This window comes from Lacrimispora sp. BS-2 (assembly GCF_040207125.1).
GTDB lineage: Bacteria > Bacillota > Clostridia > Lachnospirales > Lachnospiraceae > Lacrimispora.
On sequence record NZ_CP157940.1, the window covers coordinates 515,500 to 531,383 of the forward strand.

Here is a 15,884-nt window from a genome sequence, read left to right on the forward strand (position 1 = left end):
AGAAAAATTATGAAGAAAAATATTGCAGGTAAATCAATCGCCGGAGTTCTTATGGCAGTGGCTGTATTAGGAGCCCTGACCGGATGCAGGAACAGTACCAATGCAGCAGCACCCAAAGCAGATGAGGAAATAACAAAAACAGAAAGTTCAGCAGAACCGGCAAAACAGGAGGAAAGCAGTGAGGCAGCCGGCACTGCGGAACCGGTAGCCGTTCATGCAGCAACAGGCGGATCTCCAAAGCCGTTTACCTTTGTGGACAGCAGCAACCAGCTGACCGGTCATAACATTGAACTGATCAAAGCCGTTTTTGACCGGCTTCCCCAATATAAGCTTGAAATCGAAGTGACGGATTTCCCATCTATTTTTGCAGGTCTGGATTCTGACAGGTATCAGATCGGTGTAAATAATTTTGCAAAGAATGAGAAACGAAAAGAAAAGTATTTATTTACTGATCCGATCTTTGCCAATGAGTATGTTGCCATTTTTGCCAAGAACAATGATAAAGCAGCGGGTATAGAGACATGGGATGACCTGGCAGGTTTAAAAACTATTTCCTCGGCGGGAATCAATATTACCACAGCCCTGGAAAACTATAACGCCTCCAATCCCCAGAATCCCATTGCCATCGAATACAGCGATGAAGACCTTGTGCTGCAGATCCAGGATGTGGAAGCGGGAAAATATGATTTCGTGTTAATGGATAAACCAATGTTTGAATATTATCAGAAAGAATTTAATTTTAATGTGGCTGGGGCTTCCATCAGCAACACCCTTTCAAAAGATTTAATGGAAGAGCCCTTTAGCTATCTGATTGTCAGCAAGGGAAATGAGAAACTGGTAGAGGATATCAACAAGGCGTTAAAAGAAGTGATAGAGGACGGAACATCCGGGGAAATCAACTTAAAATGGTTTGGATCCGATTATTCCCCATCCTATAAATAATACCGGAGGAACAAGATGAGCAAAATATTTGACTGGCAACTGGTGTTTACGGAAATCCCCGCATTGCTGAAATACTTGCCTGTAACGCTGCAGCTGACGGCAATTGCCCTTATCATCGGTTGGGTAGCAGGGCTTTTGATCGCTGTAGTAAAAATTCACAATATCCCGGTCCTTCGGCAATTATGTACCTTATTTGTTTCGGTCGTACGGGGAACCCCCATTATCGTCCAGCTATATCTTACGTACTTTGGGATTCCTATCGCTTTAAAATATTATAACTATTACAATGGAACTTCTTATAACGTAAATGGAATACCACCAATTATTTTTGCCATCATGGCTCTGGGGCTTAATCAATCTGCCTTTGATTCGGAAACCATACGGGCTGCCATACAGTCTGTGGAAAAAGGGCAGGTTGAGGCGGCAAAGGCCCTTGGAATGACCGGGGTCCAGATATTCCGAAGGGTATTGTTCCCCCAGGCGGTGACAGTGGCCCTTCCCTCTCTGGGGAACTCTCTCATAAGCCTGGTAAAGGGAACCTCTCTTGCATTTACCTGCTCAGTGGTTGAAATAACGGCTCAGGGCAAGATCCTTGCCGGAAACAGCTATCGGTATTTTGAAGCTTACTGTTCTTTGGCCATCATTTACTGGGTATTGACAATCTTTATTGAACGGTTGTTTGTATACATCGAGAAAAAGATGAGCGTACCTGAGACGGTTTCGGCAGAAAAGGAGGTATAAGTGTGAGTGTTATTGAAATTCAGGGATTAAGTAAGAAATTCGGCGATAACGTGGTGCTGGATAACATTGATCTGGTCATTCACGAAGGCGATGTGGTCGCCATCATCGGCCCCTCAGGAACCGGTAAATCCACTTTACTCCGATCCATTAATCTGCTTGAAAAGCCGGAAAAGGGAACCATTAAAATAAACGGTCAGGTAATCGACCTAACCACAAAATCAGCCAGGGAAAAGCTGGAATTGCGGAAAAATACGGAAATGGTATTTCAGCAGTTTAATCTTTTCAAGAACCGGACCGCCCTGGAAAATGTGATGGAAGGGCTGCTTGTGGTAAAAAAATTAAAGAAAAGCCAGGCCAGAAGCATTGCGGAAAAGCATTTGCAGAAGGTGGGAATGGGGGACCGTTTTTTCCACTATCCCAGGCATTTATCCGGCGGGCAGCAGCAAAGGGTGGCTATCGCAAGGGCGCTGGCCATGGACCCCAAGCTGCTTCTTATGGATGAACCAACCTCGGCTCTGGATCCGGAGCTGGTAAGCGAAGTGCTGGTGACCATAAAAAAGGCAGCCCAGGAGGGCAATACCATACTCCTTGTTACTCATGAAATGAACTTTGTAAGGAACGTGGCCAATCGGATCATCTTCCTGGAAAACGGAAAAATCGTAGCGGACGGGACACCGAAAGAGATCTTTGATAATCCGAAAAACCAACGGTTAAAGGAGTTTTTAGTAAAGATTCATATGCTGGAAAGTGCTGATTATACGATTTAACGGGGGAAGGATATGGCAGAAGGAATCGAGGTAACTCATGAATGACATAACATACAAGACAGTAAAAGAAGGGATTAACTGGCAGGAGGTTGCCGATGTGCTCCGTCGTTCCGGATTGTCAGACCGGTCGGCAAGGGATCAGGAGACCATCTTTACAAACAGCTATGCAGTAGTGTTTGTTTACGACAAAGAGAGGATTATTGGTGTTGGAAGGGCCTTATCTGATGGTGTTTGCCAGGCCGCCATCTACAATATCGCTCTTGATGAGGAATATCAGGGATATGGAATCGGCAGAAAACTGATTGAACTGCTCCTTGATCAGGTCAGGGGCCAGAATGTGATCCTGTACACTCATCCCAGGACGGTTGCCCTATACGAAAAAATGGGGTTTCGAAGGAATAAAACGGCCATGTGCCGGTTTTGCGGATCAAAAGAATCTCTTAACTGGATGGATAAGGAAGGATTCCTGCTTCCTGAAAAATACCGCTTTGTTGATGAATATGGCAGAGAGGATATGAAGGGTTAGGCAGGCTATGAGAAAGAAGAGAGGAAATAACATGTCAAAGAAATTTATTACCCATGAGATTGAATCCAATGGGAAATTTAAACGGCAGAAAAACCGGTTCACCGCACCCTTTGGGGCGGAGGAAGGGAATCTGCCTGTAGAGGCAGGCAGGTACCGCCTGGTCTGGTCTCCGGCCTGTCCCTGGGCCCATCGCTCTGTTATTGTAAGGAGCCTGCTTGGATTAGAGGATGCGATCAGCCTGGGTACCCTTGATCCTGTAAGACCTGATGTGGAACGGACTGATTGGGCTTTTACCCTTGATGAAAATGAGGAAGATCCGGTACTGAAGATCAAATATTTAAGCGAAGCCTACTTAAAGGCAGATCCGGATTATAAGGGCAGGTTTACGGTACCCGCTGTTGTTGACTTGACCACAGGCAAAGTGGTGAATAACGATTATTTTAACCTGACCAGGTACTGGGAAGTGGAGTGGAAGAAATACCACAAGCCGGGAGCACCGGATTTATATCCGGAAGAGCTGAGAGCTGAAATCGATGAATTAAATCAAATCCTGTTTCATGAAATCAACAACGGGGTTTACAAGGCAGGGTTTGCCAGAAGCCAGGAGGCCTACGAGGAGGCGTACCATCTGGTTTTTCACCGCCTTGACTGGCTGGAAGAGCGGCTGGGCCAAAGCCGTTATCTGTTTGGAGATAAGATCACGGAATCCGATATCCGCCTGTATGTGACACTGGTACGTTTTGATGTGGCCTATTACAATGGTTTTCTTCTCAATAGAAACCTTATTTCCGATTTCCCTAATCTCTGGGGATATGTAAGGGACTTATATTCACAGTCTGGATTTGGAGATACCACGGATTTCCAGGCCATCAAAAAGCACTATCATTTGTGTGCGGTTTCCAGTAACCCCTATGGCATCGTTCCCAAGGGCCCGGACTTTTCCATATGGAAAATACCCCATGGAAGAGACCGGATCAAATTTTAATATGGGGAGCGGCTGCTGATAGAAGAGGCTGAGAACTGGATCAGGGAATCGTTAAGATCATCTATACGGAAAAATATTGATGGAATGGGAGGAGATTCTAATGGCAGATTCAAAAAGCGGGCAAAAGGTACGCCCAAAGGAAATAGAAAAGGAAATCGATGAAAGAGGCGCATTTATCCGTCAGCCCAACCGCTTTACAACCCCATTTGGAGATGGGGAGAATGATCGAAAAGCAGAAAGCGGCCGGTACCGGCTGTTTTGGGCTAAAGGCTGCCATTGGTCCAACCGGGCTTCCATTGTACGGGAGTTATTGGGGCTTCAGGAAGCGATCAGCATAAATCTGGTTGGCCACAGCAAAGAAAACAGTGCATACGGCTGGGAATTCGTGTATAATGAGGACAGAAAAGACCCGGTCCTTGGCACCCGGTATTTAAGTGAGTTTTACTATAACGCTGATCCAGGCTATGAAGGGCGCTGCACCGTGCCGGCTCTTGTGGACATTACCACAAAAAAGGTGGTCAATAATGATTACCACAGGCTGACCAATTATTTTGAAACAGCGTTCCGTCCCTTTCAAAGTCCGGATGCCCCTGATCTGTACCCTGAGGAGCTGAGAAAAGAGATCGATGAGTACAACAACTGGCTTTTCCCCAATGTAAATAACGGTACCTACCGGATGATGTTTGCCCAGTCCATTACAGCCTATGAAGAGGCATTTGAAGACTTTTATCATGCACTGGATCTCATCGAAGAACGCCTTTCCAAAAACCGTTTCTTATTTGGAGATTACGTCACCGACAGCGATGTAAGGCTTTTTGTAACCCTGGCAAGGTTTGATACCCATTATTACCGGAACTTAGGCCCCATTAAGCACAGAATCGTTGATTACGAGAACATCTGGGGATATTGCAGGGACTTATATGAGATACCCGCATTCAGAAACAATACCTATTTCCGGGATATAGCGGCGCCTCAGTCGGAAAACAAGTCCTTTTTCCAGGATTTTAATTCCCGTTTCGTGGACCAGATCGATTACGAAGGCATCTGGTCAGCTCCCCAGGACCGGAAGGAATTAAGCAGGACACCGGAAGAAAAGTTTAAAAGATATGATAATAAATAAATCGAACCCATAGGAAAAGAGCAGGTGGCAAAATGATTCATAAAAGCAGGCTGGTAAGCCAATTTAAGAAAATGGTGGAATTTGATTCCGAAACCTATCATGAACGGGAAATTGCAGACTATTTGACAGGCGAATTAAAACAGCTTGGATTTGAGGTGTGGGAAGATGATGCCGGCCTCCGGCTGAAAGAAAAGCTTTCTGAATATGGAACCGCCGTTCCCACAGGAAATCTTTACGGTTATTTAAAGGGAACCACCGGTTCCGCTCCAATTTTGCTGTCGGCTCATATGGATACGGTAAAGCCTGGCATAGGGAAACGTGCGGTCCAGGATCAGCGGGGGAGGATCACCTCGGAAGGGGATACCGTGCTTGGAGCCGACGACCTTTCCGGAATCGCCGCCATATTGGAAGCAGTCCGGGTGATTAAGGAAAACAACCTTGCCCATGGGGATATTGAGGTCCTGTTCCCGGTTGCAGAAGAGAACTACGGAAAAGGAAGCCAGCTCATCGACTATTCCAAAATAAAGTCAAAGCAGGCCTATGTATTTGATTTAAGCGGAAAGATCGGCCTGGCCGCGACCGCAGCGCCTACCATCCTTTCCTTTGAAATCAGGGTGAAGGGTAAGAATGCCCATGCAGGCTTTTGCCCTCAGCTTGGGATCAATGCCATTGAAATCACCGCCCATGCCATTTCCCAGTTAAAGCAGGGGTGGGTTGACAATGAAACGACTGTAAACATTGGAAAAATAAGCGGAGGAAAGCAGACTAACATTGTTTCCGACGAATGCGTAGCAGCAGGAGAGATCCGAAGCTTAAAGGATCATAAAGCCCTGGCAGAATGGAACAGGCTAAAGGCTGCCTTTGAAGGGACTGCGGCCGGATATGGCGGAAGCCTGGAGATATCTGTTGAAAAGCAGATCGAAGCCTATGAAATAAGTGACGGCGAAGAAGTGGTGGAACGGTTCAAACGCGTCTGCCGGTCCCTTGGCCTTAAAGGCTCCACCCAGTATACCCTGGGCGGAAGTGATAACAACCACTTTGTCCGAGGCGGAATCCGGGGAATCGTAGTGGCCTGCGGAATGAATGAGGTCCATACGCCAAATGAATTTACAACGGAAGATGAGCTTGAAAAAAGTGCCCTCCTGGCCCTGGGACTGATCACAGAAGGAAATTGATGGTACTCTTGCTAGAAAGGATTTGATAATTTTTTATCAAGCAGAAGCAATTCCGCTATTTTCATCTGAAAATCATCATCAATGTCAATGGAATCAAAGGCATTCATAAAATAGGGCAGTGTTTCGCCCTCATAAAAGCTATTGTGCTTCACAAAATAACTGGTCAGAGCCAGGTAAATAGCCCCGTTTATTCTGTATTCCGGCGGCATATCCTGTCTTCTGACCTGTTTTTTGTCCGAAAACAGGGCTTTCACTCTTCCTTCCTCCGTAAGCTCAACGGTTAAGTAGGAGCTGGAATCTGATTTACAGAGGCTGACGACAGAATCGGCATTATTTTCTAACAGGACATCAGCGCTTTCTATTATGTGTTTTTCGTTTCTGAGAGGAGAGGTGGGCTGTAAAAGCATAAAGCAATCAAAGGTTTTTCCAAGATGCCGCAGCTCATCTAAGACATGCAGTATGACGTCATTGGAGGAAGCCAGATCCGAAGCCAGTTCCTTTGGGCGCAGAAAGGGCACGCTGGCTCCAAAATGTTCTGCGATCCCGGCATATTTCTCAGAGTCCGTGGATACCACGATATCATCAAATATTCCGGAGCGTTTGCAGGCTTCTACCGTATACGCCATAAGAGGTTTGTGATTAATTTCTCTGATATTTTTATCTATAATTCCCTTTGAGCCGCTTCTGGCAGGTATGATTGCCAAAAAAGATTTATTTTTATACATTACAGCCTCCATTCCACATCATAAAAATTCTTTTCCAGCTGAATTCCCTTTTCAAACGCCTGCTTAATAATCGAGACGATCTGTTTACTGGTATCCCGGCCCTCGTAAGGGTTTTGGGCGTATTCCTTGTACCGGTCATAGGTAAGGGCTTTCTGGATTGCAGATACGATCCCGCTTACGGAAGAACTGCAGCTTATGACAGAGGCAGGCTGAATCCTTCCATCCTGTCTGCTTCCTATATTAACGGAAGGCACTTTAAGGAAAGGCGCTTCAATGATCCCGCTGGAAGAATTTCCGATCACAGCCTGACAGCAGTTCATCAGGCTTAAATAGTTCTGGACGCCAAGGGAGGGGAACACCGCTGATTTTTTTGGATTTCTGCTTACGTAAGCTTCAATCCTTTCATTAATCTGGTTTCCTCCTGTATCAGAATTGCTCTTTGTAAAAACAATAAATAAATCAGGGAAATGCAAAAGGGCCTCTTCCAGTGGCTGAAACTGTGCCGGGGCGCTGTCATGATCCAAAGTGGCAGGATGAAAGGTGACAAGAGCCATGGGAGGGGCCAGTGAGATATTTAGTTTTTTTTCCAATTCCTGTCTGGTTAATAGCTTTATGGTCTTCATGTTTTCAACGCCAAGGGCTCCTACCCAATGGACCCTGTCAGGGTATTCCCCTAACTGAATGACCCTTTTCCGGTATTCCCTTGTGCTGGTGAAATGAAGATAGCTCATCTTACTGATGGCATGCCGCATGGAGTCGTCGTATGCGCCCCTTGTGATTTCCCCGCCATGAATGTGGGCAATGGGAATCTTACAGATAAGAGCGGCACTTGCAGCGGTAAAGATTTCATACCGGTCCCCAAGAAGCAGAACCATATCCGGTTTTAACCGCTCATAAGCTTCGGATAAGCTGATCAATTCCAGGCCCATGGATTTGCATATTCCAAGGGAGGTATCTGAGGCCAGGTTCATCTCTATTTTTTCATCGATGCTTATGCCGCTGCTTTCAAAGTCCTCACTGCCCTGCCCGTATCTGGTATCCAGATGGCTTCCCGTGGCAATGACCTGCAATTTAAAATCCGGGTCCTGTCCGACACGGTCCAGGACCGGCTTTAATAAGCCGTATTCCGCCCGGTTTCCGGTTACTACGCATAATTTGATCATTGGCCGATCCTTTCGTCTTTCTGATAATTCCTTTGGGCGGTCTTTCCCAACAGGCTGTGTATCCTCATGGGAGAGATTCCATATCCGCAGCGTTTGGTACATAGATTTTGAAGGGTAAAGACTTCCCCTTTTTTAATTTCCCTGGAAGCCACCAGGTATTTTCTCACATAGTCCCTGTTTTTTAATTCAGCCTGCGTGGGCTTTTTCAATCCGTCCCCAAGGGCCAGTTCAATGTTTCTGATGCTGTCCACCATTTGCTGGAATTCATCCGGCTCCAGACTGGCTCTATGATCCGGTCCGGGCATGGTTTTATCCAGGGTCATATGCTTTTCAATGACACAGGCGCCAAGGGCTGCGGCAGCAATGGCAACTTCAATTCCAGGTGTATGGTCGGAATATCCCACCTGTTTGTGAAACTTACGTCTTAAGGTGTCCATGGCATTTAAATTCACATCCTGCATCAGGGCAGGATAGGAGCTGGAGCAATGGAGCAGTGTGATTTCTTCTCCCCCTTCCTCCAGGATTTCCAGGGCTTCCCCTACCTCTTCCTCCGTGGACATTCCCGTGGACAGAATCACCGGCTTTTTTAAGGATGCGATTCTTTTCAGATATCCATAATTTGTGATCTCTCCGGAAGGAATCTTAATGAGATCAACTCCAAGGCGGTCAAGAAAAAGAAGGCTTTCCTCATCAAAAGGAGAGGACAGGAACTGAATGCGCCGGAAGGAACAGTACTGAAACAGCTCTTCAAACTCCTGCCAGGACAATTCCAGGCTTTTTAACATTTCGTATTGTGACATGGTCTGGCCGGTATTTTCAATCTGGTAGTCGGCTTTTCTTGCATCCGGTACTGCAAGGTGCTTTGCCCGGAAGGTCTGGAACTTAATGGCGTCTGCACCTGTGACGCTTGCGGCATCCACCAGTTGTTTGGCAATGTTTAAGTCGCCGTTATGGTTTACCCCTGCTTCAGCGATTATCATAACGTTACTCATGGAAAGCTACCTCCTTTGCCGGACTTCCATAGGCCAGCTTATTTGACGATATATTTTTTATGACAAGACTTCCTGCACCGATCATGGTGTCATTCCCAATGGTTAAGCCCTGTATAATGGTGGAATGGGCTCCAATATGGCAATTAGCACTTATCCAGACATTTCCGCATAGGACGCATCCGGGAGCAATATGGACAAAATCTTCAATTCTGCAGCCATGCTCAATGATGGCGCCCGTATTGATGATGGTTCCATTCCCTATGGTAACTCCGGAATTGATAATGGCTCCCTTTCCGATAAAGTTTCCTTCCCCCATATTAAGGGTCTCAGAAAGGATGGAGCTTATATCCATGATATTGGGAAGTTCAAAGCCCGTTTTCTTGCATTGTTCGTACAGCCTCCGCCTTGGGCCGGGGTTTCCCATGCTTCCTATGGCAATTACCGCATTCCTGATTCCACGGTTAAAACAGTCGGCCAGATCCTCATCACTTCCTATGATCTTTATGCCCAGAACCTCTGTGCCCGTTTTTTTGCCGGGGTCCAGAATGCCGGTGATCTTATATTTTTTCTGTCCCCTGATGGTATCTATGATGCTTTCTGCATGACCGCCTCCACCGATCAGAATCAGTTCCTCTTTCATAGTTTCATTCTCTCAGCCATTTTTTTCATTTCACTGAATTCTCCCATATCCAGCCAGGCGCTGTCCATGACCGGATAGGCACCTACCTGCTGGCCATTTTTTAAGCATCTGCGGATTAGGTCTGTCATATCAAAATATTGATCTTCAGGGATGTATTTTAATATTTCCTCCTCCAATACATAAAGCCCGGTGCTCACTAACAGCTCATATCTGGGTTTTTCGTTTAAGGCATCGATGGATCCGTTTTCCCCTAAGGCAACCACCCCATAGGGAATCTCATAGCTTTTCATGGCAGTGACAATTGTGATCTTGTTTTTATGGGTTTGGTGATAAAGGAGAAGCTTGGTATAATTGACATCCACTAAAATATCGCAGTTACTTACAAGAAAACTGCCCTTTATATCCTTTTTCACCAGGTTTAAGGAGCCGGCTGTCCCTAAGGGTTTATTCTCCTCAATCAGATGCAGGTGATAAGGATGGTCATCATTAAAATAAGCCTTAATAAGCTCCTTTTTATAATTTATGGTAAGATAAAATTCATAAAACCCGTACTCCATCATCTGATTCATGATCCGTTCTACAATGGGGGTGTCGCCGATTGGAATCAGAGGCTTTGGAATGATTTTTGTATACGGATACAACCGGGAACCTCTGCCGCCTGCCATGATGACTACCGGTGTCTGGGTCCGGTTATGGCAGCCTGGTCCATGATCGTTTAACTCATTCCAAAACAGGATATCAGTTACCTCATTGCTGTCATTTACCATGGGAAGCCCTTCGATTTGCTTTTCCTTCATGATCTCCAGTGCCAGATGGCTTTTCTCTTTTTTTATAACAACAGGAGCAGGATTCATGATCAGGCGTACGGGCATGGAAATATCCTTATTCTTTAAGATCCACCGCCTGATATCCCCATCTGTGAGAACACCGGCCAGCTTATTATTTTCTTCAACAACAAGGATCTTTCTTGCTGTCTGGTCCAATTGTCTGATTGCATCCCGAATAGTAGCATCCGGTGCAATAATAAATTTACGAACTTCCATGCCTATCCCTCTTTCAGACTGCTAAATGCGGCTCAATGCTTGAATGATATGATCCATCTCCTTTTTTAAAAGACTGGTACTGCAGGGAATATTGATGACCCGGTTTCGGTAAATGGGAGCCTTTTCTATGAAATAAGCCTGGCTGTTCTCATACATCCTCTGGGTATGGGAAAGCTGCCAGATAGGCCTTGTTTCAATATTCTTTTCCTTTAGCTGTTTTATGACTGTATCCCGGTCCAATTCATTGTTTTTTAAGAACAGGGAATAGAACCACCGGTTGTTTCTTGCCTTATGGTTAAACTTAAGGAGCTCAAAGCTTTTCATGGAAGCTATGGCATTTTCATAGTAATCATAATGTTCTTCCTTGATCAGGATAAAGTCCTCCAGACATTCCAGCTGGGCAACTCCCAGGGCTGCCTGCAGATTGGTCATGCGGTAGTTATAGCCCACTTCATTGTGAGTATAATAGAAGGGATCGTCTTTTGCCTGGGCGGCAAGATACCTTGCTTTTTCCAGAACACTGTCATCCTTTGCCGTCACCATCCCCCCTCCTCCTGTGGTGATGATCTTATTGCCGTTAAAAGAATAAGCACCAAAATCGCCTATTGTTCCGGCAAATTGTCCCTGGTATTTTCCCTGTTTATAGCAGGTTCCCAATGCTTCCGCAGCATCCTCGATCAGTTTTATTCCATATTGTTGGGACAATGCTTTCAGCCGTTCCATATCCGCCATATTGCCAAAGACATGGACCACAACAATGGCCTTGATGATCCGGTTTGTAATCTTGTTTACCAGCCCGGAAGGAGTCATGACACATTCTTTTTTCAAAAAATCCTCAAGCTTATCGCAGTCCATATTCAGAGAATCGTCACAATCCATAAAAACAGGGACAGCACCTATGTAGGTCACCGGATTGATTGAGGCAATAAAAGTAAGGGTGGGTACGATCACCTCCTGTCCCGGTTTCACACCGGATAAGAGCAGAGCCAGATGGATTGCGGCGGTTCCGCTTTGAACAGCCGCTGCGCCGGAGGCGTTTAAATAAGAGGCCATGTCCTGCTCAAATCTTGCCACATAGCTGCCGGCTGTTGATATCCAGCCGCTTTCAAGAGCATCCAATATATATTTTTTTTCATTCCCTCTTAAGTTGGGAACAGATAAAGGTATCATTTTCGTTCCTCCGCTCCTGGTCTGCACCTATAGGTTATAGATGCCGGCCTTATACTTATCCAGGTTTTTCTCCATCCATTCAATGGTCTTTGTAAGACCAAGGGAAAGGGTGTATTCCTGGTTCCAGTCCGTAAGCTCTTTTAGCTTTTTATTAGATCCAAGGAGCCTGTTTACCTCGCTTTTTTGAGGGCGCAGTCTTTCCTGCTCACAGACAATACCGGCATGGGGATTGATCTGCCGGATCAGCTCTGATGCAAGCTCTCCAATGGAGATTTCCTTTTGGCTTGCGATGTTGATTTCTTCCCCTATGGTTTTTTCTGACTTTTCTATTTCAATAAACCCGTTTACCGTATCTTTTACATAATTAAAATCCCTGGTGGGAGTCAGGCTGCCAAGGCGTATCTCCCTGGCTCCGGTCAGCAGCTGGCTGATGATGGCCGGTATCACAGCCCTTGCAGACTGCCTGGGGCCATAGGTATTAAATGGCCGGACAATGGTCACCGGAAGGGAAAAGCTTCTGTAAAAGGATTCCGCCAGCCGGTCGGCTCCGATCTTTGTAGCGGAATAGGGTGATTGCCCCTGAAAGGGATGAGCCTCATCAATGGGAACGTATTTGGCGCTGCCGTAAACCTCGGAAGTAGAGGTGATGAGTACCTTATCCGTACCAAGGCTTCTTGCGGCCTGCAAGACATTTAACGTTCCTTTTATATTGGTATCCACATAGGAATCAGGAGAATGGTAGCTAAAGGGAATGGCGATCAATGCGGCCAGATGAAAGACCGATTCTATTCCTGCCATGGCATTTCTCACGCCATTTGGATCCCGGATGTCCCCTGGCTGTATCTCGATTTCCTTTTTTATTTCATCAGAAAGAGAATCCAGCCAGCCCCAGGTATTGAAAGAGTTATAAAAGGTAAGCGCTCTTACCTCATAGCCCTGTTCAACAAGTGTTTCCGTTAAGTGACTTCCTATAAATCCATCCGCTCCTGTAACCAGAACCTTTTTCATGTTTCCTCCTTTACCTGTGATGGTTATCGAAAACTTTTATTTTATAACTGCTCATTTTATCTGTAATAGAAAAGCAGAATTCTCCCTGGTCGTTGGTTGTCGTATGTTCAAGGCAGGTTCCTTCAAATTCTTGCTCCTGTGATTCCTGGTCATATACAGGGACAAGCTTTTCTAATATAACAATCGCATCCTTGACCGGGCAGGAATCTTTGTAACCGACCCTTCCTTTTATTAATATACCTTCCATATAATATTCATGATTAATCTGATCCATAATACGCAACCCCGCCTAAGTGGTTATCAGCGGTTCGTAAATATCCAGCTGATAACAGGCACACTTGTCTTTTTCCACGGCTATGGCAAATTCCCCGGACTGGTTGGTGATTACATAGCCTTTGTTCACTTTCTGTTTTTCTCCGGTGATTTTTATGACCCGGACAACTGCGCCCTCCAAAGCTTGCCTGCGTGAATTATAAATAGTTCCTGTTAATAAAACCTCATCAGATTTTTCAATGGTAATGGTTGTCTTTAAAATGTCACGGTTTTTAAAATGTTTTGGTGACAGGATGATTTCTGTATAGCCGCTCAATGGGTTTCCTCCTTTCTGCATCAGAGAAGGGAAGCATAGACCGCTAATTCATAATTCATGTGGGCCTTTGCTTTAATAGAGAATAAATAATATCCGTTTTCATCTGTCAGGGTATAGCCCAACAGGCTTCTGGTGTTATCCCTGCAGTTGATCTGGGTGATTTGGACCACAGCTCCTGCACAGGGCTTATGATCCTGGACGTATACGGTTCCATTGATGATCTGGTAATTCTGCTTTTCCAGCTGGATGTCAAAATGATATTCCGGGTAGGATTGGAGCTTAGCTCCGCTTATTCTTAAAGAGGACTTTTTGAAGCAGTTCATAAAATTTATTATGCCTCCCTCCGCTTTCCGGGAGTTCCGTAATGCTGCGGGTATATACGGTTACGTTTAACTCCTGTTTATCCTTTGTGTCCTCAGCATTAATAATGTTTCCCGCCTGTTCCTTCCCGTTAATGATCATTTTATTTACTTCCACCTCTTTGTATTGGGTATCATTGATTTCCATTGCCCTATCCCCTTTTTTCATTTTTTTTATTAAACTATATGCGTTTCATAGAATTCCGTTACCGTTTCCAAAATGGTTTCTTTTACTTCGTTAAGCATCTCTTTCATTTTTTCAAAATATATCTGAAAGGCCCTTGCCTGGTGCTGTAGGTCAGAGGTCAGCTTTTCATAATCCATTGCAGACATATCAAATGTTTTTTCCTTCATTTCAAAAATGAATTCACTGAGATATCCTCCGAAATATCTGGTATTTGCAGCGTTTTCAAAATCGTTTACAATTTTCAGAATATATAGGATGCGCTGTAGGTCAATATCCGTTTCCTCCACCTTAAGCAGGGATTTTGCCTGGTTCTCAGAGATTATGATCTCGCATAATTCCAGCCCCTGACTGGCCTTTACCCTGTATTCCTCAATGAAGCTAAGGAGGGAGTCTATGGTATTCCTGCTGTCCATATGGATATCCCGTTTTGGAATACAACTGGTTTTTAGCCTGCCTGCTGTTTCTTGCTTAAATACTTCCGACAGCTCCTTATGAGGGGCGCCTTTTATCTCCGCTCCATAGGAACAATTGATAAAACGGATCCGTTTCTGGTCCTTATAAATGGCGATGTAATGTTCCAGCCTCCGCCGGTAATGATCCAGGGTAATGGTGGTTCCCACCGGTTTTCCGTATACATCCTTTACAATGGCCGTAGCCCCATAGGGAAGCCCCTTGTCATAATCAAAAACTGCACTGTCCGCATGATGCTTGTTATAGGTATGGGCAAGATCCTGACCCAGAAATACGATGGGAGAGCAGCCCATCATGTTTGCGATGTCAATACAGGCGTGGGCAACCGAACCTCCGCAGAATACCCCCTGGTAATTTTCAAAGCCCTCCACTGTCTGTGAGAACAGGAGTGATATAAAGATTTTATCTCCCTTATAATTTCCTACTAAATACCTGTTGCTGTATTCATAAAAGGCAAGGGGCACTTCCAAGTTCAGGCAGTTCTTCATCATATCAAAATTTGCATCAACCGGGTCAACGGATACGATCATATCAGGAAGGATCCCGTTTTTAGTCAAAGCCTCAACAGTCCGGCTGCCGGTAATGATAAAATACTGGTCCAGCATATCCTTATGAATGAGCATATCCTTAATATTTGAATCCAGGGAAGGGCCTCCGGATACCACCAGGGCGGGAACATTTAAGTTGGTAAGCCTGTAGTGGTGAATGGGAGTGCACTGATCTAAAACCTTCATATTAGCGGTCATATTCTGGATAAAAATTTTCTTAAAGCGCTTTGCAAGCTCCACCTGGGAAGCCGCATTGATTATGGTCCAATCCAGATGCTCAATCAAACGGTCGTATTCTTCCTTATAAACACTGGAATAGTTCCCGAATGCATGAAAGTATATATTGTTGATATTTTTAAAATCAATGGTATAGTCAAAAATTTGTTTTACCTGATTTTCTTCATACAGGACAAGGTTTATATTGTCTGCTATTTTGGAACTAAATTTTTTAAAGATCCCAGGATTTGGCTCAAAAATGATCACTCTGTTTTTAGCACACAGTAATTTTTTCATATCATGCAGGTATTCTCCCGTATCAATTCCAAATAAAAAAATCAGGGAATCAAATTTTAAATCATCCAGTGTAGCCAATAATTCATTGATCTCTTTTCGGCAATTGAGCCGGTCCGCCAAAAAAAAGAACTTCTTTTCTTTCTTTATCCGATAGACATGATATCCATCCAATGTTTTATATTTTTTCATAACAACCTCCGTGTTGATTGGCTCTTCAGTA

Annotated in this window: 19 protein-coding genes; 7 read left to right on the top strand and 12 right to left on the bottom strand. The window is 44.9% G+C overall.

Going from position 1 to position 15,884, the window contains the following annotated elements; translation table 11 throughout:
• Positions 1–9 precede the first annotated feature (9 nt).
• The 7 genes from ABFV83_RS02460 to ABFV83_RS02490 all read left to right on the top strand — a co-directional run bounded on the left by ABFV83_RS02460 (position 10) and on the right by ABFV83_RS02490 (position 6,256).
• Complete coding sequence (locus ABFV83_RS02460; protein ID WP_349947366.1) at positions 10–942, top strand: transporter substrate-binding domain-containing protein; 933 nt, start codon at positions 10–12, stop codon at positions 940–942.
• A 15-nt stretch (positions 943–957) separates the two neighbouring features.
• A complete protein-coding gene (locus tag ABFV83_RS02465; protein WP_349947367.1) occupies positions 958–1,683 on the top strand; it encodes an amino acid ABC transporter permease in 726 nt (241 codons plus the stop codon).
• Positions 1,684–1,685: 2 nt separating this feature from the next.
• Positions 1,686–2,450: an amino acid ABC transporter ATP-binding protein gene (locus ABFV83_RS02470; protein WP_349947368.1), complete on the top strand. Its 765-nt coding sequence runs from the start codon at positions 1,686–1,688 to the stop codon at positions 2,448–2,450.
• Between the two features lie 37 nt (positions 2,451–2,487).
• On the top strand, positions 2,488–2,976 hold the full coding sequence (locus ABFV83_RS02475; protein ID WP_349947369.1) for a GNAT family N-acetyltransferase: 489 nt from the start codon (positions 2,488–2,490) through the stop codon (positions 2,974–2,976).
• A 31-nt stretch (positions 2,977–3,007) separates the two neighbouring features.
• Positions 3,008–3,961, top strand: coding sequence for a glutathione S-transferase C-terminal domain-containing protein (locus tag ABFV83_RS02480; protein ID WP_349947370.1), 954 nt, complete (start codon positions 3,008–3,010; stop codon positions 3,959–3,961).
• Between the two features lie 100 nt (positions 3,962–4,061).
• Positions 4,062–5,081, top strand: coding sequence for a glutathione S-transferase C-terminal domain-containing protein (locus tag ABFV83_RS02485; RefSeq protein WP_349947371.1), 1,020 nt, complete (start codon positions 4,062–4,064; stop codon positions 5,079–5,081).
• A gap of 32 nt (positions 5,082–5,113) precedes the next feature.
• Positions 5,114–6,256, top strand: a complete 1,143-nt coding sequence (locus ABFV83_RS02490) for a M20/M25/M40 family metallo-hydrolase (RefSeq protein ID WP_349947372.1) — start codon at positions 5,114–5,116, stop codon at positions 6,254–6,256.
• 11 nt (positions 6,257–6,267) lie between these two features.
• On the opposite strand, the gene ABFV83_RS02495 is transcribed toward ABFV83_RS02490, so the two are convergent.
• Genes ABFV83_RS02495 through ABFV83_RS02550 form a run of 12 tightly spaced genes read right to left on the bottom strand, consistent with a single transcriptional unit; the run spans position 6,268 to position 15,853 of the window.
• On the bottom strand, positions 6,268–6,981 hold the full coding sequence (locus ABFV83_RS02495; protein ID WP_349947373.1) for an acylneuraminate cytidylyltransferase family protein: 714 nt from the start codon (positions 6,979–6,981) through the stop codon (positions 6,268–6,270).
• Complete coding sequence (neuC, locus tag ABFV83_RS02500; RefSeq protein ID WP_349947374.1) at positions 6,981–8,144, bottom strand: UDP-N-acetylglucosamine 2-epimerase; 1,164 nt, start codon at positions 8,142–8,144, stop codon at positions 6,981–6,983. The genes ABFV83_RS02495 and neuC overlap by 1 nt, the downstream gene beginning before the upstream one ends.
• The gene (gene neuB, locus ABFV83_RS02505; RefSeq protein ID WP_349947375.1) at positions 8,141–9,136 is read right to left on the bottom strand and encodes an N-acetylneuraminate synthase; all 996 of its coding nucleotides are present in this window, start codon (positions 9,134–9,136) and stop codon (positions 8,141–8,143) included. The genes neuC and neuB overlap by 4 nt, the downstream gene beginning before the upstream one ends.
• Positions 9,129–9,776 (bottom strand): acetyltransferase, encoded by a 648-nt coding sequence (locus ABFV83_RS02510; protein ID WP_349947376.1) that lies wholly within the window; start codon positions 9,774–9,776, stop codon positions 9,129–9,131. The genes neuB and ABFV83_RS02510 overlap by 8 nt, the downstream gene beginning before the upstream one ends.
• Positions 9,773–10,819, bottom strand: coding sequence for a nucleotidyltransferase family protein (locus ABFV83_RS02515; protein WP_349947377.1), 1,047 nt, complete (start codon positions 10,817–10,819; stop codon positions 9,773–9,775). Before ABFV83_RS02515 ends, ABFV83_RS02510 begins: the two co-directional genes overlap by 4 nt.
• A 21-nt stretch (positions 10,820–10,840) precedes the next feature.
• On the bottom strand, positions 10,841–11,989 hold the full coding sequence (locus ABFV83_RS02520) for a LegC family aminotransferase (RefSeq protein ID WP_349947378.1): 1,149 nt from the start codon (positions 11,987–11,989) through the stop codon (positions 10,841–10,843).
• Between the two features lie 27 nt (positions 11,990–12,016).
• Positions 12,017–12,997 (bottom strand): NAD-dependent 4,6-dehydratase LegB, encoded by a 981-nt coding sequence (locus tag ABFV83_RS02525; protein WP_349947379.1) that lies wholly within the window; start codon positions 12,995–12,997, stop codon positions 12,017–12,019.
• Between the two features lie 10 nt (positions 12,998–13,007).
• Positions 13,008–13,271, bottom strand: a complete 264-nt coding sequence (locus tag ABFV83_RS02530) for a hypothetical protein (protein WP_349947380.1) — start codon at positions 13,269–13,271, stop codon at positions 13,008–13,010.
• Positions 13,272–13,286: 15 nt separating this feature from the next.
• The gene (locus ABFV83_RS02535; RefSeq protein ID WP_349947381.1) at positions 13,287–13,586 is read right to left on the bottom strand and encodes a hypothetical protein; all 300 of its coding nucleotides are present in this window, start codon (positions 13,584–13,586) and stop codon (positions 13,287–13,289) included.
• A 20-nt stretch (positions 13,587–13,606) separates the two neighbouring features.
• Positions 13,607–13,909: a hypothetical protein gene (locus ABFV83_RS02540; RefSeq protein ID WP_349947382.1), complete on the bottom strand. Its 303-nt coding sequence runs from the start codon at positions 13,907–13,909 to the stop codon at positions 13,607–13,609.
• Entirely contained in the window at positions 13,866–14,093 is a 228-nt protein-coding gene (locus tag ABFV83_RS02545) for a hypothetical protein (protein ID WP_349947383.1), read from the bottom strand. The genes ABFV83_RS02540 and ABFV83_RS02545 overlap by 44 nt, the downstream gene beginning before the upstream one ends.
• 29 nt (positions 14,094–14,122) lie before the next feature.
• Positions 14,123–15,853 carry a 6-hydroxymethylpterin diphosphokinase MptE-like protein gene (locus ABFV83_RS02550; RefSeq protein WP_349947384.1) on the bottom strand — a complete coding sequence of 577 codons (1,731 nt, stop codon included), beginning with the start codon at positions 15,851–15,853 and terminating at the stop codon, positions 14,123–14,125.
• Between the last annotated feature and the right edge of the window lie 31 nt (positions 15,854–15,884).